Annotated in this window: 21 protein-coding genes; 19 read left to right on the top strand and 2 right to left on the bottom strand. The window is 73.7% G+C overall.

Features of this window, described 5'->3' with window-relative positions; genetic code table 11:
- Nucleotides 1-31: 31 nt before the first annotated feature.
- The 12 genes from V5D56_RS20200 to mshA all read left to right on the top strand — a co-directional run bounded on the left by V5D56_RS20200 (nucleotide 32) and on the right by mshA (nucleotide 12,447).
- Nucleotides 32-550, top strand: coding sequence for a PH domain-containing protein (locus tag V5D56_RS20200; protein ID WP_435737048.1), 519 nt, complete (start codon nucleotides 32-34; stop codon nucleotides 548-550).
- Nucleotides 547-2,223, top strand: a complete 1,677-nt coding sequence (locus V5D56_RS20195; protein ID WP_435737047.1) for a PH domain-containing protein — start codon at nucleotides 547-549, stop codon at nucleotides 2,221-2,223. Before V5D56_RS20200 ends, V5D56_RS20195 begins: the two co-directional genes overlap by 4 nt.
- Nucleotides 2,220-3,230: a Rossmann-like and DUF2520 domain-containing protein gene (locus V5D56_RS20190; protein WP_435737046.1), complete on the top strand. Its 1,011-nt coding sequence runs from the start codon at nucleotides 2,220-2,222 to the stop codon at nucleotides 3,228-3,230. Before V5D56_RS20195 ends, V5D56_RS20190 begins: the two co-directional genes overlap by 4 nt.
- Complete coding sequence (gene panC / locus V5D56_RS20185; protein WP_435737045.1) at nucleotides 3,227-4,267, top strand: pantoate--beta-alanine ligase; 1,041 nt, start codon at nucleotides 3,227-3,229, stop codon at nucleotides 4,265-4,267. Before V5D56_RS20190 ends, panC begins: the two co-directional genes overlap by 4 nt.
- Nucleotides 4,268-4,320: 53 nt before the next feature.
- Nucleotides 4,321-4,821, top strand: coding sequence for an aspartate 1-decarboxylase (gene panD, locus V5D56_RS20180; protein ID WP_435739086.1), 501 nt, complete (start codon nucleotides 4,321-4,323; stop codon nucleotides 4,819-4,821).
- Nucleotides 4,818-6,491: an L-aspartate oxidase gene (locus tag V5D56_RS20175; RefSeq protein ID WP_435737044.1), complete on the top strand. Its 1,674-nt coding sequence runs from the start codon at nucleotides 4,818-4,820 to the stop codon at nucleotides 6,489-6,491. Before panD ends, V5D56_RS20175 begins: the two co-directional genes overlap by 4 nt.
- A gap of 185 nt (nucleotides 6,492-6,676) precedes the next feature.
- A complete protein-coding gene (gene nadC / locus V5D56_RS20170; protein WP_435739085.1) occupies nucleotides 6,677-7,657 on the top strand; it encodes a carboxylating nicotinate-nucleotide diphosphorylase in 981 nt (326 codons plus the stop codon).
- Between the two features lie 42 nt (nucleotides 7,658-7,699).
- Nucleotides 7,700-9,223, top strand: a complete 1,524-nt coding sequence (lysS, locus tag V5D56_RS20165) for a lysine--tRNA ligase (RefSeq protein ID WP_435737043.1) — start codon at nucleotides 7,700-7,702, stop codon at nucleotides 9,221-9,223.
- 20 nt (nucleotides 9,224-9,243) lie between these two features.
- The gene (locus V5D56_RS20160) at nucleotides 9,244-9,435 is read left to right on the top strand and encodes a hypothetical protein (protein WP_435737042.1); all 192 of its coding nucleotides are present in this window, start codon (nucleotides 9,244-9,246) and stop codon (nucleotides 9,433-9,435) included.
- 135 nt (nucleotides 9,436-9,570) lie between these two features.
- Entirely contained in the window at nucleotides 9,571-9,903 is a 333-nt protein-coding gene (locus V5D56_RS20155) for a histone-like nucleoid-structuring protein Lsr2 (protein WP_435737041.1), read from the top strand.
- Nucleotides 9,904-10,016: 113 nt separating this feature from the next.
- Complete coding sequence (locus V5D56_RS20150; RefSeq protein ID WP_435737040.1) at nucleotides 10,017-11,147, top strand: lactonase family protein; 1,131 nt, start codon at nucleotides 10,017-10,019, stop codon at nucleotides 11,145-11,147.
- 4 nt (nucleotides 11,148-11,151) lie between these two features.
- Nucleotides 11,152-12,447, top strand: coding sequence for a D-inositol-3-phosphate glycosyltransferase (gene mshA / locus V5D56_RS20145; protein ID WP_435737039.1), 1,296 nt, complete (start codon nucleotides 11,152-11,154; stop codon nucleotides 12,445-12,447).
- A 35-nt stretch (nucleotides 12,448-12,482) separates the two neighbouring features.
- Here the strand turns inward: mshA and V5D56_RS20140 are convergent, their stop codons facing one another.
- Nucleotides 12,483-12,923, bottom strand: coding sequence for a nitroreductase family deazaflavin-dependent oxidoreductase (locus tag V5D56_RS20140; RefSeq protein WP_435737038.1), 441 nt, complete (start codon nucleotides 12,921-12,923; stop codon nucleotides 12,483-12,485).
- A gap of 153 nt (nucleotides 12,924-13,076) precedes the next feature.
- Between V5D56_RS20140 and V5D56_RS20135 the strand changes: the two genes are divergently transcribed.
- Complete coding sequence (locus tag V5D56_RS20135) at nucleotides 13,077-13,814, top strand: phosphoglyceromutase (protein WP_435737037.1); 738 nt, start codon at nucleotides 13,077-13,079, stop codon at nucleotides 13,812-13,814.
- 247 nt (nucleotides 13,815-14,061) lie between these two features.
- Here V5D56_RS20135 and phoU read toward each other — a convergent pair whose 3' ends face one another.
- Nucleotides 14,062-14,745 carry a phosphate signaling complex protein PhoU gene (phoU, locus tag V5D56_RS20130; protein ID WP_435737036.1) on the bottom strand — a complete coding sequence of 228 codons (684 nt, stop codon included), beginning with the start codon at nucleotides 14,743-14,745 and terminating at the stop codon, nucleotides 14,062-14,064.
- A 253-nt stretch (nucleotides 14,746-14,998) separates the two neighbouring features.
- On the opposite strand from phoU, the gene V5D56_RS20125 reads away from it, so the two are divergent.
- The 6 genes from V5D56_RS20125 (at nucleotide 14,999) to pstB (ending at nucleotide 21,304) form a co-directional block, all read left to right on the top strand.
- Nucleotides 14,999-16,264, top strand: a complete 1,266-nt coding sequence (locus V5D56_RS20125) for a sensor histidine kinase (protein WP_435737035.1) — start codon at nucleotides 14,999-15,001, stop codon at nucleotides 16,262-16,264.
- The gene (locus tag V5D56_RS20120; protein ID WP_435737034.1) at nucleotides 16,261-16,968 is read left to right on the top strand and encodes a response regulator transcription factor; all 708 of its coding nucleotides are present in this window, start codon (nucleotides 16,261-16,263) and stop codon (nucleotides 16,966-16,968) included. Before V5D56_RS20125 ends, V5D56_RS20120 begins: the two co-directional genes overlap by 4 nt.
- Before the next feature lie 188 nt (nucleotides 16,969-17,156).
- Nucleotides 17,157-18,299, top strand: coding sequence for an extracellular solute-binding protein (locus V5D56_RS20115; protein ID WP_435737033.1), 1,143 nt, complete (start codon nucleotides 17,157-17,159; stop codon nucleotides 18,297-18,299).
- Nucleotides 18,300-18,390: 91 nt separating this feature from the next.
- Complete coding sequence (gene pstC, locus V5D56_RS20110) at nucleotides 18,391-19,371, top strand: phosphate ABC transporter permease subunit PstC (RefSeq protein ID WP_435737032.1); 981 nt, start codon at nucleotides 18,391-18,393, stop codon at nucleotides 19,369-19,371.
- Nucleotides 19,371-20,435 carry a phosphate ABC transporter permease PstA gene (gene pstA / locus V5D56_RS20105; RefSeq protein ID WP_435737031.1) on the top strand — a complete coding sequence of 355 codons (1,065 nt, stop codon included), beginning with the start codon at nucleotides 19,371-19,373 and terminating at the stop codon, nucleotides 20,433-20,435. The genes pstC and pstA overlap by 1 nt, the downstream gene beginning before the upstream one ends.
- Before the next feature lie 89 nt (nucleotides 20,436-20,524).
- Nucleotides 20,525-21,304 carry a phosphate ABC transporter ATP-binding protein PstB gene (gene pstB / locus V5D56_RS20100; RefSeq protein WP_435737030.1) on the top strand — a complete coding sequence of 260 codons (780 nt, stop codon included), beginning with the start codon at nucleotides 20,525-20,527 and terminating at the stop codon, nucleotides 21,302-21,304.
- Nucleotides 21,305-21,346: the final 42 nt, after the last annotated feature.

The following is a 21,346-nucleotide window of genomic DNA, read 5'->3' as shown; positions in this document are numbered from 1 at the left end:
GGTGGCACCCGCCGGATGGGAGAATCGAGACATGACCGACTCCGACCGAGCCCTGACGCGCGACGCCGCGGGTCCGTTCGACCCGCCCGGGATCGTGTGGTCGCGCGTGTCCCCACGGTTGATCACGGCGCGCCTCCTCTCGACGGTGATCACGCTCGCCGTCCTCGCGGTCCCGGTCGTCGTCCTCGCGATCCTGTTCCCGCACTGGTGGCAGTGGCTCGTCCTCGGCGTGCTCGCGCTGATCGCCCTCTGGGCGCTGCTGCTGGTCCCGCGCCAGGTCCGCGCCATCGGGTACGCGGAGCGCGACGACGACCTGCTCATCCGCAAGGGCATCATGTTCCGCTCGCTCGTCGTCGTGCCGTACGGGCGCATGCAGTACGTGGACGTCCAGGCAGGCCCGCTCGCGCGGAAGCTGCGCATCGCGCAGATCCAGCTCCACACGGCGTCCGCGTCGACGGACGCGACGATCGACGGCCTCGAGCCCGCCGAGGCGGACCGCCTGCGCGACCGCCTCGCGTCGCGCGGCGAGGCTCGTCTGGCGGGCCTGTGAGCGGCGACGTCCCCGGCCCGCCCGACGCGCCGGCCCAGGACGACCACGTCCACGACGAGCGCGGCCACGACGTAGCGCCCCCCGAGGGGTCGACGACGGCGCTCGCCTGGCAGCGCGTGCACCCCGTCACGCCGCTCGTGCGCGGCTGGACGGTCATCGCGGTGCTGCTCGTCGTCGTCGGCCAGCAGACGCTCAACGGACTGCCCGAGGGGCAGAACCTCCTCGAGGGCGACCGCTGGTGGCAGATCCTGCTCGGCGTGCTGGCCATCGGCCTCGTCGGGCTCGGCTACTCGGCGCTCGCGTGGCGCATGACGAGCTACGCGGTCGACGACGAGTCGGTGCACCTGCGTACCGGGGTCCTGTTCCGCCAGCAGCGGCGTGCTCGGCTCGACCGCCTGCAGGCGGTCGACGTGGTGCAGCCGCTCCTCGCCCGGTTCTTCGGCCTCGCGGAGCTCAAGCTCGAGGTCGCGGGCGGCGGGGACTCGGGCGTCAAGCTCGGCTTCCTCAAGCAGGACGACGCGGACCGGCTGCGCGTCGAGCTGCTCGCTCGCGCCGCGGGCCTGCGGGTCGGGGCGGCCCCCGCGAGCCCGTCCGGCACGCACGGACCGGCCGACCAGCCCGCGCACGGCGCCGCCGCCGGGCCTGCGCCGGACGGGCAGGCCGTTCCTGCGCCCCTGCAGGAAGCGCCCGAGCAGCCCGTCACCGCGCTCCAGCCGGGGCGGCTCGTCGCGTCGCTCCTGCGCTCGGGCGCGACGCTGGGCCTCGTCCTCGGCCTCCTCGGCATCGTGGGCGTCGTCATCGGCACGCGCGAGATCGGCATCCTGTTCAGCGCGCTGCCGGCCGTCCTCGGCTTCGGTGGCTACCTGTTCCAGCGGTTCACGGGCGAGTTCGGCTTCCGCTCCGCGATCTCGCCCGACGGCATCCGGCTGCGCCACGGCCTCCTCGAGACTCGGTCGCAGACCATCCCTCCCGGCCGGGTCCAGGCGGTGCGGCTGCACCAGGGTCCGTTCTGGCGGGGACCGGACTGGTGGCGCGTCGACGTCAACGTCGCCGGGTACGGGCCGAGCGCCGACGGCTCCCAGACGAAGAGCGTCCTGCTGCCCGTCGGCACGCGCGACGAGGCGCTCGCGGCCCTGTGGCTCGTCCTGCCGGACCTCGGGACGGCCGACCCGCGCGCTCTCCTCGACGAAGGGCTGTCGGGGCGCGACGCGGGCGAGCACTTCGTGGCGATGCCGCGGCGGGCCCGGCTCCTCGACCTGGTCTCGTGGCGTCGCAGCGGGTTCGCGGTGACCGAGCGCGCGCTCGTGCTGCGCTCGGGCCGGGTGTTCCGCAGCCTCGTCGTCGTGCCGCACGAGCGCACGCAGTCCCTCGGCATCGAGCAGGGTCCGCTGCAGCGCCGGTTCGACGTCGCGACGTTCGCCGTGCACTCGACGCCCGGCCCGGTCGTCCCGAAGGTCTACCACCTCGACTCCGCGGACGCCGCGCACCTCCTCGACACGCAGGCGGCCCGGGCCCACGAGGCCCGGGCGCACCAGGGCCCGGAGCTGTGGATGCGGCGCGACGAGGTGCCCCTCGACGTCCCGGCCGGCCCCGCCCCGGACGCACCTGGCGCGGCGCCCGACGCCGTGCCGGACGCGCTGAGCGGCAGGCGCGACGCGGGGAGCGACCAGTGACCGCACCCGAGGCGCGCCGCCCCGGACGGCTCGGCGTCGGCGTGGTGGGCGCGGGTCGTGTCGGCGCCGTGCTGGGCAGCGCGCTGCGCGCGACGGGCCACGCCGTCGTCGGGGCGAGCGGCATCTCGGAGGCCTCGCACGACCGCATCGACGCGCTCCTGCCGGGCGTGCCCGTCCTCGAGGTGCCGCAGGTCGTCGAGCGCGCCGAGCTCGCCCTCCTCGCGGTGCCCGACGACGCGCTGCCGGGTCTCGTGCGCGGCCTCGCCGACGTCGGGGCGTGGCAGCCGGGCCAGATCGTCGTGCACACGTCGGGCCGCTACGGCGCTGCGGTGCTCGACCCGGCGCGCGCGGCGGGCGCGATCCCGCTCGCGATCCACCCCGCGATGACGTTCACCGGGACGTCGCTCGACCTGTCGCGCCTCGAGGGGACGACGTTCGCCGTGACGGGGCCGACGCCGGTCCTGCCGATCGGGCAGGCGCTCGTCGTCGAGATCGGCGGAGAGCCGGTCGTCGTGGCGGAGGAGTCCCGCGGGCTCTACCACGCAGCCCTCGCGCACGGCGCGAACCACCTCGTCGTGCTCGTCGCGCAGGCGGCGCAGGCGCTGGAGGCGGCGGGGGTCGAGCAGCCGGGCCGCGTGCTCGCGCCGCTGCTCTCGGCCGCGCTCGACGGCGCGACCCGGGCCGCCGACCGCGGCGCGGAGTCGGGGGCCGGGGGAGCCGCGGGCGCGATCTCGGCGCTCACCGGGCCCGTGTCGCGCGGCGACGTGGGGACGATCGTCGAGCACCTCGCCGCCCTGCGCGCGCTCGCGGCGACGAGCGACGCGGCCGACGTGCCGCCGTCGTACACGACCTTGAGCCGCGGGGCGGCGGTCCGGGCCCGCGCGACCGGGCGCATCGACGCCGCCGCGGCGCAGGCCGTGCTCGACGCTCTGGACGCCGCCCCGGACGAGGCGCCGGACCTCACGCCCGACGACGACCAGGACGGTCACCAGGAAGGACCACGATGAGCCGGGACCGCGGCGCGGACCTGATCGACGACGGCTCGGGCACGGCCGACCGCGGCACGGGACCGACGGCCCCCCGCGTCGTGACGACACGCGCCGACCTGCGCGCCGCTCTCGCCGACCGACCCGCCCCCGCGAGCCGGCCGCGGCGAGCGGTCGTCATGACGATGGGCGCGCTGCACGCGGGCCACCTCGAGCTCGTGCGGCGCGCGCGGGAGGCCGTGGGCGCGGACGGAGAGGTCGTCGTCACGGACTTCGTGAACCCGCTGCAGTTCGGCCCGGGCGAGGACTACGAGCGCTACCCGCGTGACGTCGCGAGCGACGTCACGCTCCTCGCGTCCGCCGGCCCCGACGCCCGCGTGGACCTCGTGCTCGCCCCGGGCGTCGAGGAGATGTACCCGGGCTTCGGGCAGGGCGGCGACGCGCCGATCGTGCGGGTGACGTCCGGCCGCATCGGCGCCGTGCTCGAGGGCGCGTCCCGGCCGGGGCACTTCGACGGCGTCCTCACGGTCGTGCTCAAGCTCCTGCACCTCGTCCGGCCCGACGTCGCGGTGTTCGGCGCGAAGGACGCGCAGCAGCTCCTCGCGGTGCGGCGCCTGGTGGCCGACCTCGACGTCGACGTGGAGATCCTTGGCGTGCCCACGGTCCGCGAGAGCGACGGGCTCGCGCGCTCGTCCCGGAACGCGTACCTCACGCCCGAGGAGCGCGAGCACGCGCTCGCGCTGAGCCGTGCGCTGCGCGCGGGAGCGGACGCGGCGGACGCGGGCGCCGACGCCGCAGAGGTCCTCGCCACGGCGCGGGGAATCCTCGACGGTGCTCCCGGTGTTGACCCGGATTATCTGGTGCTCGTCGACCCGGCTACCGTGGAGGACCTGGCGCCCGGCGCCGTCGGCCCGGGACTCCTCCTCGTGGCCGCGCGCGTGGGCACCACCCGACTCATCGACAACACGGCCGTCAAGATCCGTGCAGCCGCCGGTGCCCGCGACCCGGGCGTCCCGACGGCCGGCGACCGTGCCCAGCACCCAGGAGGAACCGCGTGACCGCGCCGACCCCCCGCCCCGCCGAGCGACGCCCGGCGTCGCTGCAGCGCCCCATGATGATCGGCAAGATCCACCGCGCGACGGTGACGCAGGCTGACCTGCACTACGTCGGCTCGATCACCGTGGACGCCGACCTGCTCGACGCGGCCGACCTCTACCCGGGCCAGCAGGTCGACGTCGTCGACGTGACGAACGGCGCGCGCCTGACCACGTACGTCATCCCCGGCGAGCGCGGCGCGGGCCAGGTCTGCATCAACGGCGCCGCGGCGCACCTCGTGGACCCGGGCGACGTCGTCATCCTCATCGCGTACGGGACGCTCTCCGACGAGGACGCGCTCACCTACCTGCCGCACGTCGTGTTCGTCGACGAGCGCAACCGCATCGTCGAGCTCTCGGACGAGCCGGGCCTCGTGCCGGACGTCCCCGCGGCGCGCGGGCTGGAGCCGAGCGGGCTGGCCTTCGCGGCCGTCCGGGCGGGTCATGACGCGGGCCACGACAGCGTCCCCGGAACGGTGCCCACCGGCCTGCCCGACGGCGCGGCGCGGCGCGGGTGAGCACGCTCGCCCGCTCCCTCGCCGCCCCGGAGCCCGGCTGGACGACGACGGCCGACGCCATCGTCGTCGGGTCCGGCATCGCGGGGCTCACCGCGGCGCTCGAGCTGCGCACGCGCGTGCCGCGGGTCCTGCTCGTCACGAAGGGCGAGCTGTCGTCGGGGTCGACGGTCTGGGCGCAGGGCGGCATCGCCGCGGCGCTCGACCCGGAGGACTCCCCGGAGGCGCACCTCGCGGACACGCTCGTGGCGGGCGGCGGGCTGTGCGACCCGGTCGCGGTCGAGGTGCTCGTCACCGAGGGACCGGCACGTGTGCGCGAGCTCGTGGCGCTGGGCGCGCGGTTCGACCGCGCCGCCAACGGCGACATCGCGCTCACGCGCGAGGGCGGGCACCACGCCGACCGGATCGCGCACGCCGGCGGCGACGCCACGGGTGCCGAGATCTCGCGCGCCCTCGTCGCGCAGCTCGACGCGGTACGTTCCGACCCCGGCATCGAGGTCATCGAGAACGCGCTGGTCCTCGACGTCCTCACCACCGCGCCGGACGACGAGCCGGGCGGGCGGCCGCGAGCCTGTGGCGTGACGCTCCACGTCAAGGGCGAGGGCACGCGCGACGGCGTCGGCGCGGCGCTCGCGCGGGCCGTGGTGCTCGCGACCGGGGGAGTGGGCCAGGTCTTCCGGTCCTCGACGAACCCGCCCCAGGCGACGGGCGACGGGATCGCCGCCGCGCTGCGCGCGGGCGCGGCGCTCGGGGACCTCGAGTTCGTCCAGTTCCACCCGACCGTGCTCTGGCTCGGCCTGGGTGCCAAGGGCCAGCTCCCGCTCATCTCGGAGGCGGTGCGCGGCGAGGGCGCGATCCTCCTCGACACCGACGGGCACCGCTTCATGCCCGCGCAGCACGCGATGGCCGAGCTCGCGCCGCGCGACGTCGTCGCGCACGCGATCGTCCGGCAGATGGCCGCGACCGGGTCCGACCACGTGCTGCTCGACGCGCGGCACCTCGGCGCCGACTTCCTGCGCTCGCGGTTCCCGACGATCACCGAGCGGCTGCTCGACAACGGCATCGACTGGACCGAGGAGCCCGTGCCCGTCGCCCCCGCGCAGCACTACCACTCGGGCGGTGTCATCACGGACCTGCACGGACGGTCGTCGCTCGACGGCCTGTACGCGATCGGCGAGGTCGCCTGCACCGGGGTGCACGGCGCCAACCGGCTCGCGTCCAACTCGCTGCTCGAAGGGCTCGTGTTCGCCCACCGCGCGGCGCGCGAGATCACCGGCCGTGTCGCAGCGGGCGACCTCGTCCTCGGGACGCCCTCGCCCCGCCCCGGGCCGTCCGCGCTCGTCGCCGCGGCCGCGCGGTCACGGATCCAGTCGGTCGCGTCCGCCGGGCCCGGCGTCATCCGCGACGCCGAGGGCCTCGCTGCCGCCGAGCGCCGCCTCGCCGCGATCCGCACGGACGCGCACGAGGCGAGCGACGTCGTCGCGCAGCCGCAGGCGGCGGAGTGGGAGACCACGAACATCCACCAGGTCGCGACGGCCCTCACCGCGGCGGCGACGCTGCGCACGGAGAGCCGCGGCGGCCACTTCCGCACCGACTTCCCGGCGCCGGACCCGGCGTGGGAGCGCCGCGTCGTCGTCTCGCTCGACGACGACGGCACCCTGCTCGTCCGCTGACCGGCTCCGCCGGCCGGGCTTCCCTGCCGAACACGACCTGACGGTCGTCCTGCGCGCCACAACGGCCCTCATGTCGTGCTCGACAGCGCGCAGGGTCGTGTTCGGCCGTCGCGGGGCGGCGAGGACGGCGGCTACGGTGGGGGACCGTGAGCACCCCCGCCGAGCCCGTTCCCGCCCGCCCGTCCGTGGGCGACCCGCAGCCCGGCGTCCCGTCGCGCGTCGAGCCGGGTCTCGACCCGGCGTGGGTCGCCGAGACCGTGGCGCGCGCGCTCGACGAGGACCTCGGCGCCGCACCCGGGCGCGACGTCACCACCCAGGCGACGGTCCCGCCGTCGTCCACGGGCACCGCGCACCTCGTCGCGCGCGCGGACGGCGTCGTCGCGGGCCTCGTCGTGGTCGAGGAGGTGACGCGCCAGGTGGCCGTGCGGCTCGGGCTGCCGCCCGTCGTCGTGACGTTCTCCGCCCGTGACGGCGACGCGGTCGCCCGCGGCCGCGTGCTCGCCGCGCTGACCGGTCCGGTCCAGGTGCTGCTCGTCGCGGAGCGGACGCTGCTCAACCTCGCGTCGCGCGCGTCGGGCGTGGCGACGGCGACGCGCGCGTGGGCGCGCGAGCTCGCCGGCACCGGGGCGCAGGTCCTCGACACGCGCAAGACGACGCCCGGCCTGCGCGCCCTCGAGAAGTACGCCGTGCGCGCCGGCGGCGGGACGAACAAGCGCATGGGCCTGTACGACGTCGCGATGGTCAAGGACAACCACGTCGTCGCCGCGGGCTCGGTGAGCGCCGCGATCGAGGCGATCCGCCGGACGTTCCCGGACGTGCTGGTGCAGGTGGAGGCCGACACGACCGACCAGGCGCTGGAGGCGCTCGCCGCGGGCGCCGACTTCCTCCTGCTCGACAACATGCCGACGACCGTCCTCGCCGACACGGTCGCGGCGGTCCGCGCACGGGAGGGTCGCGACGGCGTCCCGGCGAAGGTCGAGCTCGAGGCGACGGGGAACCTCACGCTGGACCGCGCGCGCGAGGTCGCCGGCACGGGCGTCGACTACCTCTCCGTCGGCGCCCTGACGCACTCCGCCCCGATCCTCGACCTCGCGCTCGACCTGCTGCCCACGGTCCCGTCGGTCCCGTCGGTCCCGTCCGTCCCGCCTGTCCCCCCGGGGTCGTGACCCGGCTCCGGCCACGGAGGGGGCGTCGGTAGACTCGTCCGCGTGACTCCCCCCGCCGGAAACCCCGACCCCTCCACGCCCGACGAGGACGACGTCCCCGAGCAGATCCAGGTCCGCCGCGACAAGCGCGAGCGCATCCTCGCGCGCGGCGACGAGGCGTACCCCGTGGGCGTGCCGCGCACGCACACGATCGCAGAGGTCCGGGCGGCCTACGCGCACCTGGAGACCGGCGAGGAGACGCAGGACGAGGTCGGGGTCGCCGGCCGCGTCGTCTTCCTGCGCAACACCGGCAAGCTGTGCTTCGTCACGCTGCAGGACGGCGAGGGCAACCGGCTGCAGGTCATGCTCAGCCAGGCCGTGGTCGGCGAGGAGTCGCTGTCCACGTTCAAGGCGGACGTGGACCTCGGCGACCACCTCTTCGCGCACGGTCGAGTCATCAGCTCGCGTCGCGGCGAGCTGAGCGTGTTCGCCGATTCCTGGAAGGTCGCCGCGAAGGCGTTGCGCCCCCTTCCCGTGCTGCACAAGGACCTGTCGGAGGAATCACGCGTCCGACAGCGTTACGTGGATCTCATCGCACGCCCCGCGGCGCGCGACACGGTGCGTCTGCGTGCCGCGGTCGTGCGCTCGATCCGTGAGAACTTCTGGGGGCGCGGGTTCGTCGAGGTCGAGACGCCCATGCTGCAGACGCGACCGGAAGGTGCTGCGGCGCGTCAGTTCGAGACGCACATGAATGCGTTCGACATCGATCTTTTCCTGCGCATCGCGCCCGAGCTGTTCCTCAAGCGTGCTGCGGTCGGCGGGGTCGAGAAGGTCTTCGAGATCAACCGGAACTTCCGCAACGAGGGCGTGGACTCCACGCACTCCCCGGAATTCGCGATGCTCGAGGCGTACGAGGCCTATGGCGACTACGACACCATGGCGGTCCTCACGCAGGACCTCGTCCAGCGCGCCGCGCAGGACGCCCTCGGCACCACGCTCCTCACGCTCGCGGACGGCACGGAGTACGACGTCGGCGGCGAATGGACGCAGCTGCGGATGTACGACTCCTTGTCGGACGCGCTCGGGGAGCAGATCACGCCGGAGACGTCGGTCGAGCGCCTGCTGACGTTCGCCGAGAAGTTCGAGCTCTCGTTCGACCCGAGGAGCACCAACCACGGAAAGCTCGTCGAAGGGCTGTGGGAGCACCTCGTGGGCGACCACCTCGTCGCACCCACGTTCGTGCGTGACTTCCCCGTCGAGACGTCGCCCCTCACGCGCGACCACCGTCGGGTGCGCGGCCAGGTCGAGAAGTGGGACCTCTACGTGCGCGGTGTGGAGCTCGCGACGGCCTACTCCGAGCTGGTCGACCCGGTGGTCCAGCGCCAGCGCTTCGAGGCGCAGGCGCTGCTCGCCGCGGCGGGGGACGACGAGGCGATGCGCCTGGACGAGGACTTCCTCACCGCGATGGAGTACGCGATGCCGCCGTCGGGCGGGATGGGCCTCGGCATCGACCGCCTGCTCATGGCCCTGACGGGTCTGGGCATCCGCGAGACCATCCTCTTCCCGCTCGTCAAGCCGGCCCAGTAGCCGGGTCTAGGATCGAGAACATGAACGACCTGCTCCCCGCTCTCGGCGCCCTCGTCCCGTCGGTCGGCGTCGGTCTGCTCTTCTGGTTCGCCATGCGCTATATCGTGCGCGCGGACCGCAACGAACGTGCCGCGCTGGCGCGTCTCGACGCCGAGGAAGAAATGCGTTCCGCCGCGGCGGTGCATTCCACGGTCCGCGGCGACGGCGCGTGACTTCAGGGCCGGCCGCGATTCACCGCGGACGACGATGATTTCTCCCGGACACGCGCTCACGACAATTGACGTGCTTGTCGCGCTGGGGCATCCTGGACAGGTCATCTCCTTCCTGTGAAGCGTGAGGAATCAACAGTGGCCCAGAAAGTCCAGGTAATTCTCGTGGACGACATCGACGGAGGGGCGGCGGACGAGACGGTGACCTTCGCGCTCGACGGCGTCTCCTACGAGATCGATCTCAGCACGAAGAATGCGCAGCAGCTGCGTGACGATTTCGCCTCGTGGGTCGGCAACGCCCGCAAGGTGTCGTCGCGCACCTCCTCTCGCCCGGCAGCGCGTCGTGGCCGCAGCACAGGTTCCGCCCGTGCCACCGAGATCCGCGAGTGGGCCCGGGCGAACGGCCACAAGGTCAACGACCGCGGCCGCATCTCCCAGGAGATCCAGGCCGCGTACGACGCGGCGCACTGACGCACGACCCAGCACGCACCGCACGGGGCGCTCCACCGGCCCGGTCCTCGACCGGGCGGTGGGCGCCCCGTCGTCGTGTCGGGAGTCGGCGTCCGGCGAACTACGCTCGGGACATGGCCCTCTCGACGCGCACCCTGTGGATCGGCACCTACCCGCACCCTGCGTCGGACCTGCAGGAGGGCGTGTGGCGGGTGGAGGTCGACGTCGAGCGGGGAGTCTTCGTCGGCGGACGCCTCGCCGCCACGACGCCGTCGCCGTCGTTCCTCGCGCTGACGGCCCCCGTCCCGCCGGGGAACGGCGCGACCCGCACGCTCTATGCCGTCGGTGAGGCCCAGGAGGGCACCATCTCCGCGTTCGACGTGACCCAGGACGGCACGCTGCGGCGGTTGGGCGCGGCGGTGCCGACGGGCGGCGACTCCCCGTGCCACGTCCTCGCGCGGCCCGGCGAGGTGCTCGTCGCCAACTACGGCGACGGCGTCCTCGCCGTGGTGCCGACGGCCGACGACGGCGCCCTCACCGGCCCGGCGCGTCGGTACGGGCACGTGGGGACGGGCCCGGACACGGACCGCCAGGACGGTCCCCACGCGCACTTCGTCGCGGACGACGGCGAGGGGGGCGTGCTCGTCGTCGACCTCGGGACGGACGAGCTGCGTCGGCACGACCCCGCGGCGCCCGAGGGCGCGCCGCCCGAGGTCGTCGCGACGTTCCCGCCGGGCACCGGCCCCCGGCACCTGGCGCCCCTCCCGGGCGGACACCTCGTCGTCGTGGGCGAGCTCGACGCCGCCCTGTTCGTCCTCGCGCCCGCGGGGGACGGCCGCTACGACGTCGTCGCGCGGTACCCCGTGACCTTCGCCGCGGCTCCGGACGGTGGGCGCAGCTTCCCGTCGCACGTCGAGGTCACGCCGGACGGGGCGCGCGTCGTCGTGGGCGTGCGGGGTGCGGACGTCCTCGCCGTGCACGCCGTCGAGCCCGGGCCCGACGGCGCGCCCCCGCGGCTGCGCCACCTGGCCGACAGCCCGGTGGGCGGGACGTGGCCGCGCCACCTCGCGGTCCTGCTCCCGGTGTCGGGCGAGGAGCCGACCCACGACCTCGTCGTCGTGGCGAACCAGCAGGACGACCCGCTGACCGCGGGCGAGGGGCCGTCGTCGAACCTGGCGCTCCTGCGCGTGCGCCGCAGCGACGGCCTGGGCGAGGTGCTCGACGTCCTCGCCCTGCCTGCGCCGGCCTGCGTCGTGGAGGCGTGACACGGTGACGGCGGACCGCCCGGACGGCGACGCCCTGCGCGTCGCGATGCTGTCCGTCCACACCTCGCCCCTGGACCAGCCGGGCACGGGCGACGCGGGCGGCATGAACGTCTACGTCACCGAGCTCGCGCACGCGCTCGCGCGGCACGGCGCGCAGGTCGAGATCTTCACGCGCGCGACGTCGTCGGCCCAGCCGCCCGTCGTCGAGGTCGCGCAGGGCGTGACCGTGCGGCACGTCGCCGCCGGTCCGTTCGAGGGCCTGGACAAGAACGACCTGCCCGGGCAGCTGTGCGCGTTCACCGCGGGCGTGCTGCGCGCGGAGGCGCGGCACCACGTCGGCTGGTACGACGTCGTGCACACCCACTACTGGCTGTCGGGCCAGGTCGGGTGGCTCGCCGCGGACCGCTGGGACGTGCCGCTCGTGCACACGATGCACACGCTCGCGCGCGTGAAGAACGCCGCGCTCGCGCCCGGGGACGCGCCTGAGCCGCTCGGGCGGATCATCGGGGAGGAGCAGGTCGTCGCGGAGGCGGACGCGCTCGTCGCGAGCACCGACGCCGAGGCCGACGACCTCGTGCGCGACTACGCGGCCGACCCCGCGCGCGTGCACGTCGTGCCGCCGGGGGTGGACCTCGACCTCTTCTCCCCGGGTGTGCCCGACGGCGCCGGGCCGGGGGAGCGCGCCGAGCGGCGCCGGGCGCTGCGGGACGAGCTCGGCCTGCCGGTCGAGGGACAGGTCGTCCTGTTCGCCGGACGCGTCCAGCCGCTCAAGGCGCCCGACGTCCTCGTCCGTGCCCTCGGGGTGCTCGCGGACCACGACGAGCCGGTGCCCACGCTCGTCGTGCTCGGCGGACCGAGCGGTCGGCCCACGGCCGTGCGCGAGCTCGAGGCGCTCGCCTTCCAGGTGGGGGTGAGCGACAAGGTCGTCGTGCGACCGCCCGTGGCGCGCGAGCTCCTCGTCGACTACTACCGTGCCGCCGACCTCGTGGCCGTGCCGTCGCACAACGAGACGTTCGGGCTCGTCGCCGCCGAGGCGCAGGCGAGCGGGACCCCCGTGGTCGCGGCTGCCGTCGGCGGGCTGACGACCGTCGTGGTCGACGGCGAGTCCGGCGTCCTCGTCCCGGACCACAACCCGTGGACCTGGGCGCGTGCGCTCGCGGACCTGCTCGCCGACGACGACCGACGCACCGCGCTCGCCGTCGGCGCGCGGCGCGTCAGCGAACGCTTCGGCTGGGACGCCTCCGCACGCCGCATGCTCGACGTCTACGCCCAGGCGACCAAGGTCCGCGCGGCGCGCTGACCTCGGCTGCCCGGACCGCAGGCGCCCGCGCGGTGTCAGGCGTCGACGCGCTCCAGCACGAGGACCGGGATCTCGCGCGACGTCCTCTCCTGGTAGTCCGCGTACGGCGGGTAGGCCGCGACGGCGCGCTCCCACCACAGCGCCTTCTCCTCGCCGTGCACCTCGCGCGCGACGTAGTCGTGACGCTCGGCGCCGTCCTGCAGCTCGACCTGCGGGTGCGCGAGGACGTTGTGGTACCAGACGGGGTGCTCGGGGGCGCCGCCGAGGGACGCGACGACCGCGTACGCGCCGTCGTGCTCGACGCGCATGAGCGGCGTCTTGCGGACCTTCCCGGTGCGTCGCCCGAGGGTCGTCAGCACGACCACCGGCATCCCGTTGAGCGTCGTGCTCTTCGTCCCCCCGGACGTCTCGTACGTCTCGGCCTGCTTGCGGGCCCAGCCGCTGGTGCTGGGCGCGTAGTCTCCGTGGATCGGCATGTCCGACCCAACGTGCCGGCGCGGGACGCCATTCCCCGCGGACGCGCTCGCCGTGGGGACGTTCGTCCCGGGACCGGCGACGTCCGTCATCAGGCGTCACCAGCACGTGGACCGGACGTGCCCCGCCCCGGACCCGTGCGGCAGGATGGAGCCATGACCTACACCCTCGTGCTGCTCCGCCACGGCGAGAGCGACTGGAACGCCAAGAACCTCTTCACGGGCTGGGTGGACGTGCCCCTGTCCGAGAAGGGGATCGAGGAGGCGAAGCGTGGCGGCGTGCTCCTCGCGGAGTCGCAGATCGCTCCCGACGTCGTGCACACTTCGCTCCTGCGCCGCGCCATCACGACGGCGAACCTCGCGCTCGACGCCGCCGACCGGCACTGGATCCCCGTCAAGCGGTCGTGGCGCCTCAACGAGCGCCACTACGGCGCGCTGCAGGGCAAGGACAAGAAGCAGACCCTCGAGCAGTACGGCGAGGAGCAGTTCATGCTCTGGCGCCGCTCGTACGACACGCCCCCGCCGGAGATCGAGCTCGGCTCGGAGTTCTCGCAGGACGCGGACCCGCGCTACGCCGACGCGCCCGTCGTGCGCACGGAGTGCCTCAAGGACGTGCTCGAGCGCGCCCTGCCGTACTGGGAGGGCGAGGTCGTCCCCGACCTGAAGGCCGGCAAGACCGTCCTCGTCGCCGCCCACGGCAACTCGCTGCGCGCGCTCGTCAAGCACCTCGACGGGATCTCCGACGAGGACATCGCCGGGCTCAACATCCCGACGGGCATCCCGCTGCTGTACGAGCTCGACGAGGACTTCGTGCCCGTCACGCGCGGTGGTCGTTACCTCGACCCCGAGGCCGCCGCGACGGCCGCTGCGGCCGTCGCGAACCAGGGTCGGTAACGCTCCCGCGTCGTCCGGTCGAGTCCGGACGGCCGACCTGACGGGGGCGCGGATCTACCATCCGCGCCTCCTTCGTCGGCGCTCCCGCCAGGCCCGCCACGATCCGCGCCCCCGCCAGGTCACCCGTCCTCGTCGTGACGTCTCCCGGGAACGTGGTTTCGTCCCGGTTCCCTCCCGAGCACCGAGACAGCGCTGTGGCCCGTCCGGAGGTCCGGACGGGCCACGGCCGACTGCTGGGTGGTGAGGACTACGCGGTCGCGCGGGTCTGGCCCGAGGGGATGCCGCGGTCGTCGGCGAAGTCGCCGGTCACGAGGTACGTGACGCGCTTCGCGATGGAGACGCCGTGGTCGCCGAACCGCTCGTAGTAGCGGCCGACGAGCGTCACGTCGACGGTCTCCTGCGTCGTGCCGTCCCAGGAGTGGTCCAGCAAGGCCGTGAACGTGTCCTGGTGGAGCCGGTCCAGCAGGTCGTCGTCGCGCTCGATGTTCGCCGCGACCGTGAGGTCCCGGGTCGTGAGGAGCGTCGTCGTGCGGCGGGCGACGCGGACCGCGGCGTCGTTCATCTGCTCGAACGTCCGGTGGAGCGTCGGGGCGATGGCGCGCGACGGGTACCGGCCCCGGGCGACCTGCGCGACGTGGCGGGCGAGGTCGCCCATGCGCTCGAGCGTCGCGCTCATGCGCAGCGCGCTGACGACGATCCGCAGGTCCGTGGCGACCGGCTGCTGCTGCGCGAGCAGCAGGACGCAGCGCTCGTCGAGCTCGCGCTCGATGGCGTCGATGGTGTGGTCGGCGGCGATGACCTGCTGCGCGAGCTGCAGGTCCGCCGTGAGCAGCGCCTGCCCGGCGCGGCTCATGGCCGCCTCGACCAGCCGGCTCATCTCGGCCAGGTCGTCACCGACCTGCTTCAGCTCGGCCTCGAAGATCTCCCGCATCGCTTCCCTCTCGTCGTGACCGGACGGCACCGGACAGCACCGGTCGGCGCGCCCGGGACGCGGCGGCGCAGTGCTCCTCGTGGTCCTCACAGGTTCCTGGCAGCCGGATGCGTCGTCGGCTCCGGTCACCCTTCCACCCGTGGTGGTCCGCGCGATGAACGCCAGGACGCCGCCAGGTGAACTCTTGCCGTCCCGGTGCGGGGAGGGCGGCTCGCCGTCGGAGAGGTGCCACGGCCGACCGTAGTCTGGACGGGTGGAAGCCGAGAGCCTCATCGAGGGCGCGACCGTCCTGCTGGCCGGGATCGTCGGCGTCGTCGTCGGCGTCGTCGCCGCGGTCGCGTTCCGTCTGAGCGAGCGCGAGCAGCGCAAGGCCGCCCCCGAGACGGCGCGCGAGCTGGACGAGGGCCTCGTCCGCGTGCTCGCGGTGCTGCGGTCGGCGGCGGTCGTGCTCGACGGCGAGGGCGACGTCGTGCGCGCGAGCCCGCCCGCGTACGCGCTGGGGGTCGTCCGGGGCGACGCGATCGCGCACGCGGCGATCCGGGACCTCATCGACGACGTGCGCCGCGACGGGGTGATCCGCGACGAGGAGCTCGAGCTGCCGCGCGGCCCGGTCGGCCGCGGCACGGTGCTGCTCCAGGTGCGCGTCGCGCAGGTCGGCCCCGACCACGTGCTCGTCCTCGCCGAGGACCGGACCGAGGCGCGCCGGGTGGAGGCGATCCGGCGCGACTTCGTGGTGAACGTGTCCCACGAGCTGAAGACGCCGGTCGGCGCCCTGGCGCTCCTCGCGGAGACGGTGCAGGACGCCGCCGACGACCCGGTCGCCGTGCGACGGTTCGCGGCGCGCATGCAGTCGGAGGCGACGCGGCTGTCCGCGCTCGTGCAGGAGATCATCGAGCTCTCCCGGCTCCAGGTGGCCGGCGCGCTGCAGCAGGTCACGGTCGTCCCCGTGCGGGGCGTGATCGAGGAGGCCGTGGACCGCGCCCGCACGACCGCCCAGGGCAAGGGCATCACCCTCACGACCGGCGGCGACCTCGACGCCGCGGTGTACGGGGACCACAACCTGCTCGTCACCGCGGTGCGCAACCTGCTCGACAACGCGGTCGCGTACTCGGGGGAGAACACCCGCGTCGGGGTCGGGGTCGCGCGGGCCGGCGACCTGGTCGAGATCGTCGTCGTCGACCAGGGCATCGGCATCGCGGCCGACGAGCAGGACCGGGTGTTCGAGCGGTTCTACCGGGTCGACCCCGCACGCTCTCGCGACACGGGCGGGACGGGGCTCGGCCTGAGCATCGTCAAGCACGTGGCCGCCGACCACGGCGGCGAGGTGACCATGTGGTCGGAGCCCGGCAGGGGCTCGACCTTCACGATCCGCATCCCCGCCGCGGTGCAGATCCCGGCCGGCACGATCCACGACGGTCTCTCCCGCAGCTCCCCCGACGGTGCCAGGAACGCTGCCGACGCCGGCGGGACGAACGACACGACGAACGATGAAGCACGGAACAAGGAGGTAGGCGCGTGACGCGCATCCTGGTGGTGGAGGACGAGGAGTCGTACCGCGACCCGCTGGCGTACCAGCTGCGGCGCGAGGGCTTCGACGTGATCGAGGCGGCCACGGGCACCGAGGCGTTGGAGCAGTACGACGCGGGCGGGGCCGACATCGTGCTCCTCGACCTCATGCTCCCGGGCCTGAGCGGCACGGAGGTGTGCCGCGAGCTGCGCCAGCGCGGCGACGTCCCCGTCATCATGCTCACCGCGAAGGACTCCGAGATCGACAAGGTCGTCGGGCTCGAGCTCGGGGCGGACGACTACGTGACGAAGCCGTACTCGTTCCGCGAGCTGCTCGCCCGTGTCCGCGCGGTGCTGCGCCGCAAGGGCGGGGAGAACGGGCACGAGGCCGTCGACGACGGGACGCTCGAGGTCGGGCCGGTCCGCATGGACGTCGAGCGGCACACGGTCACGGTCGCGGGCGAGGTCGTGCCGTTCCCGCTCAAGGAGTTCGAGCTCCTCGAGCTCCTGCTGCGCAACGCGGGCCGCGTCCTCACGCGCGGGCAGCTCATCGACCGTGTCTGGGGCACCGACTACGTCGGCGACACGAAGACGCTCGACGTCCACGTGAAGCGCATCCGCTCGAAGATCGAGCCGGAGCCGGCGTCACCGCGCTTCCTGCTCACGGTCCGCGGTCTCGGCTACAAGATCGCCGACGGCGCGACGGTCCAGCCCTAGCCCGACGTCCCGGAACGCCCGAGACGGGACGTTCCGGGACGAGCCGCGGACCGCCCGGAAACGTCTGTGCACTGTTCACCTCGCGTTCATCGGGACTCGGTGAACGCGTCACCCGCTCCTCCTACCGTCCTGGACGTCACCGGTATTCGCCGGTGCCTCGCACAGCTTCGAACAGGATGGATCGACTCGTGAAGCTCAGCCGAATCTCCCGCGCGGGTACCGCGGTCATGGTGGGCGCTCTCGCCCTCACGCTGGCTGCCTGCAGCTCCGACGGCTCGGACGGCTCCGACACCGAGCCGGGCGGCACCGAGAGCTCTGCCGGGGGCGACCTCGAGAGCCTCAGCGGCACGCTCGCCGGTGCGGGCGCCTCCTCCCAGGAGAAGGCCGTCGAGGGCTGGATCGCCGGTTTCGCGGACCTCGCTCCCGGAGTGACCGTCACCTACGACGCCGTCGGCTCCGGCGGTGGCCGTGAGCAGTTCATCGCCGGCGCGACGCAGTTCGCCGGCTCGGACGCGGCGCTCGACGAGGAGGAGCTGGCCGCGGCGCAGGAGCGCTGCTACGGCGGCGACGTCCTCGAGCTCCCGCTCTACATCAGCCCCATCGCGGTCGTCTACAACCTGCCGGACGTCGACGCCGACAACATCAACATGTCCGCCGAGACGATCGCCAAGGTCTTCAACGGCGACATCACGACGTGGAACGACCCGGCGATCGTCGCCGAGAACGAGGGCGTCGAGCTGCCCGCGATCGACATCATCCCGGTGCACCGCTCCGACGAGTCGGGCACGACGGAGAACTTCACCGAGTACCTCGCGGCGGCGTCGAACGGCGCCTGGCCGCACGAGGCCAGCGGTGACTGGCCGGTCGAGGGTGGCCAGTCCGGCGCCCAGACGCAGGGCCTCATCGACACGGTGACCGGCGCCGAGGGCGCGATCGGCTACGCGGACGCCTCGCGTGCCGGCGAGCTCGGCACCGTCGCGGTCAAGGTCGGCGAGGAGTACGTGCCGTTCTCGCCCGAGGCCGCGGCCGCCGTCGTGGACGCCTCCCCGCGCGCCGAGGGCGCGTCGGAGACGCAGCTCGTCGTCGAGCTCGACCGCGCGACGACGGAGCCCGGCGCCTACCCGCTCGTGCTGATCTCGTACTCGATCGCGTGCGGCACCTACGAGGACCAGGCCGACGTCGACAACGTCAAGGGCTACCTGGGCTACGTCGCCAGCGAGGAGGGCCAGGCCCGCGCGGCACAGCCCGACGTCGCCGGCGCCGCCCCGATCTCGGACGACCTGCGTGCCGAGGTCGAGGCAGCGCTCGACAGCATCACGGTCCAGGGCTGACCTCCCCCGGGCGGGCGGAAGGACGACTCGTCCTCCCGCCCGCCCGAGGCGGTCCCCCCGCACCTCGTCCCCACCACACGACGGAGCACCAGTGAGCGTCACCAGCCCACCCCGGCGAAGCGCCGTGGCCGCGTCCCCGCAGCGCGGGAAGCCCACGGCCGGCGTCGGCGGCAAGATCTTCTCCGGCCTGGCGCACGGCGCCGGGATCATCATCCTCGTCACGCTCGCCGCCGTCGCGGCCTTCCTCGTCATCGAGGCGTGGCCGGCCCTCACGGCGAGCCCCGAGGAGCTCGCCGAGATCTCCTGGTTCTCCGGGGGGACGCTGCTCGCGTACATCGGCCCGCTCGTCTTCGGGACCGTGCTCGCGTCGATCCTCGCGCTGCTCCTGGCGGTACCCGTCTCCGTCGGCATCGCGCTCTTCATCTCGCACTACGCACCTCGGCGCCTCGCGCAGAGCCTCGGCTACCTCGTCGACCTGCTCGCGGCCGTGCCGTCGGTCGTCTTCGGCCTGTGGGGCGCGCTGTGGCTCGCGCCGATCCTCGACCCGTTCTTCCGCTGGCTCTCCTCCGCGCTCGGGTTCATCCCGCTGTTCGAGGGCTACCAGGCCCCGGCGCGCAACATCATGACGGCGGCCGTCGTGCTCGCGGTGATGCTGCTGCCGATCGTCACCGCCGTCTCGCGCGAGGTCTTCCTCCAGACGCCGACGCTGCACGAGGAGGCCTCCCTGGCCCTCGGCGCGACGCGCTGGGAGATGGTGCGCCAGGCCGTCATCCCGTTCGGCCGCTCGGGCGTGATCAGCGCCGCGATGCTCGGCCTCGGCCGTGCGCTCGGGGAGACCATGGCCGTGCTCATGGTCATCTCGCCCGGGATGCTCTACTCGTTCTTCCTCCTCAAGCCGGGCCAGCACCAGACGATCGCGGCGAACATCGCGGCGCAGTTCCCCGAGGCGTCGGGCCTCTCCGTGAGCGTCCTCATCGCCACGGGCCTCGCGCTCTTCGTCATCACCTTCGCCGTCAACTTCGCAGCGCGCGCCATCGTCGCCCGCCGCAAGGACTTCTCGGGAGCCAACTGATGACCGTCGACACCCCCGTCCAGCAGACGGCGCTGGAGCTGACGGCGAACGGCACCCGTCTTCCTCGCTGGGTGCCGTGGGCGTTCGTCGGCGGGTCGCTCGTCGTCGCGTTCCTCGTGCTCCTCGTCGTCGCGTCACCGACGCTCGGCGGCGTCGTCGGCCTGGGCGCCGTCCTCTACGCCGTCGGGCTGACGATCACGTCCCGCGTGGTCGAGGGCGGCCGCTACGCCACCGACCGCCTCGCGACGACGCTCGTGACCTTCGCGTTCCTCCTCGCGATGATCCCGCTCGTCTCCCTGGTGTGGACCGTCCTCTCGAAGGGCGCCGAGCTCTTCAGCTGGGAGTTCCTCACCACCGACATGATGGGCGTCTTCGGCGCCATGACGAGCGGCGGCGTCTACCACGCGATCGTCGGGACCCTGCTCGTCACCCTCGCGTGCTCCGTCATCGCGGTCCCGCTCGGCATCCTCACGGCGATCTACCTCGTCGAGTACGGCCGCGGCGCGCTCGCGCGCGGCATCACGTTCCTCGTCGACGTCATGACCGGCATCCCGTCGATCGTCGCGGGCCTCTTCGCCTTCGCGCTCTTCACGCTGGTCTTCGGCCCGGCCTACCGCGCGGGCATCATGGGGGCCGTCGCGCTCGCCGTGCTCATGACCCCGGTGGTCATCCGCTCGGTCGAGGAGATGCTGCGCCTGGTCCCGAACGAGCTGCGTGAGGCGTCCCTCGCCCTCGGCGTGCCGAAGTGGCTGACGATCGTCAAGGTCGTCCTCCCCACCGCCATGGCGGGGATCGTCACGGGCGTCATGCTCGCCGTCGCGCGCGTCATCGGCGAGACGGCCCCGCTGCTGCTGACGATCGGGCTCGTCAACTCGGTCAACTGGGACCTCTTCGACGGACGCATGGCGACCCTGCCGGTGTTCGCCTACCGGCAGTGGGCGCAGGGCGGGACGGGCGTGGACCGCGCCTGGGCCGCGGCGCTCACCCTCATCATCATCGTGATGCTCCTCAACCTGGTGGCCCGCCTCGTCGGCCGCTGGTTCTCGCCCAAGAAGGGCCGATGAGCACCCCGAGCGCCGCGCGTGGCGGCGGAGCACACACGACCCCTCGGCCGGCGGCGCACCGCGCCGGGACCTCGGAAGGACCGCACGACATGAGCAACCGCATCGACGTCAAGGACCTCAACATCTACTACGGCGACTTCCTCGCCGTGCAGGACGTGAGCATGGCGATCGAGCCCAAGTCCGTGACGGCCTTCATCGGCCCGTCCGGCTGCGGGAAGTCGACGTTCCTGCGCACGCTCAACCGGATGCACGAGGTGATCCCCGGCGCGCGCGTCGAGGGCACCGTCGCGATGGAGGGCGTCGACCTGTACGGCAACGGCGTCGACCCGGTCGCGGTGCGCCGTCAGGTCGGCATGGTGTTCCAGCGCCCCAACCCGTTCCCCACGATGTCGATCAAGGAGAACGTGCTCGCGGGCGTCAAGCTCAACAACAAGCGGATCTCGCGGTCGGACGCCAACGACCTCGTCGAGGCGTCGCTGCAGGGCGCGAACCTGTGGAACGAGGTCAAGGACCGCCTCGACCGTCCGGGGTCCGGGCTCTCGGGCGGGCAGCAGCAGCGCCTGTGCATCGCGCGCGCGATCGCCGTGAAGCCGCAGGTGCTCCTCATGGACGAGCCGTGCTCGGCGCTCGACCCGATCTCGACGCTCGCGATCGAGGACCTCATCGCGGAGCTCAAGGACGAGTACACGATCGTCATCGTCACGCACAACATGCAGCAGGCGGCGCGCGTGAGCGACCGCACCGCGTTCTTCAACATCGCCGGCACCGGCAAGCCGGGCCGGCTCATCGAGATGGACGACACCGCGACGATGTTCTCGTCGCCGTCCCAGCAGGCCACGGAGGACTACATCTCCGGCCGCTTCGGCTGAGCCGAGCCGCCCGGGCCCACGGCCCACGCACGACGGCGCCGC

It is taken from the genome of Cellulosimicrobium sp. PMB13, from assembly GCF_051294865.1.
Lineage (GTDB): Bacteria > Actinomycetota > Actinomycetes > Actinomycetales > Cellulomonadaceae > Cellulosimicrobium.
This window is presented reverse-complemented; position numbering and strand designations above follow the sequence as displayed.

Coding starts and splice junctions, on each gene's coding strand:
- V5D56_RS20160 (WP_435737042.1), top strand. CDS start 9,244: ATGAACGACCTGCTCCCCGCTCTCGGCGCCCTCGTCCCGTCGGTCGGC.
- pstA (WP_435737031.1), top strand. CDS start 19,371: ATGACCGTCGACACCCCCGTCCAGCAGACGGCGCTGGAGCTGACGGCG.
- phoU (WP_435737036.1), bottom strand. CDS start 14,745: ATGCGGGAGATCTTCGAGGCCGAGCTGAAGCAGGTCGGTGACGACCTG.
- panC (WP_435737045.1), top strand. CDS start 3,227: ATGAGCCGGGACCGCGGCGCGGACCTGATCGACGACGGCTCGGGCACG.
- V5D56_RS20135 (WP_435737037.1), top strand. CDS start 13,077: ATGACCTACACCCTCGTGCTGCTCCGCCACGGCGAGAGCGACTGGAAC.
- V5D56_RS20140 (WP_435737038.1), bottom strand. CDS start 12,923: ATGCCGATCCACGGAGACTACGCGCCCAGCACCAGCGGCTGGGCCCGC.
- pstB (WP_435737030.1), top strand. CDS start 20,525: ATGAGCAACCGCATCGACGTCAAGGACCTCAACATCTACTACGGCGAC.
- V5D56_RS20150 (WP_435737040.1), top strand. CDS start 10,017: ATGGCCCTCTCGACGCGCACCCTGTGGATCGGCACCTACCCGCACCCT.
- V5D56_RS20200 (WP_435737048.1), top strand. CDS start 32: ATGACCGACTCCGACCGAGCCCTGACGCGCGACGCCGCGGGTCCGTTC.
- panD (WP_435739086.1), top strand. CDS start 4,321: ATGATGATCGGCAAGATCCACCGCGCGACGGTGACGCAGGCTGACCTG.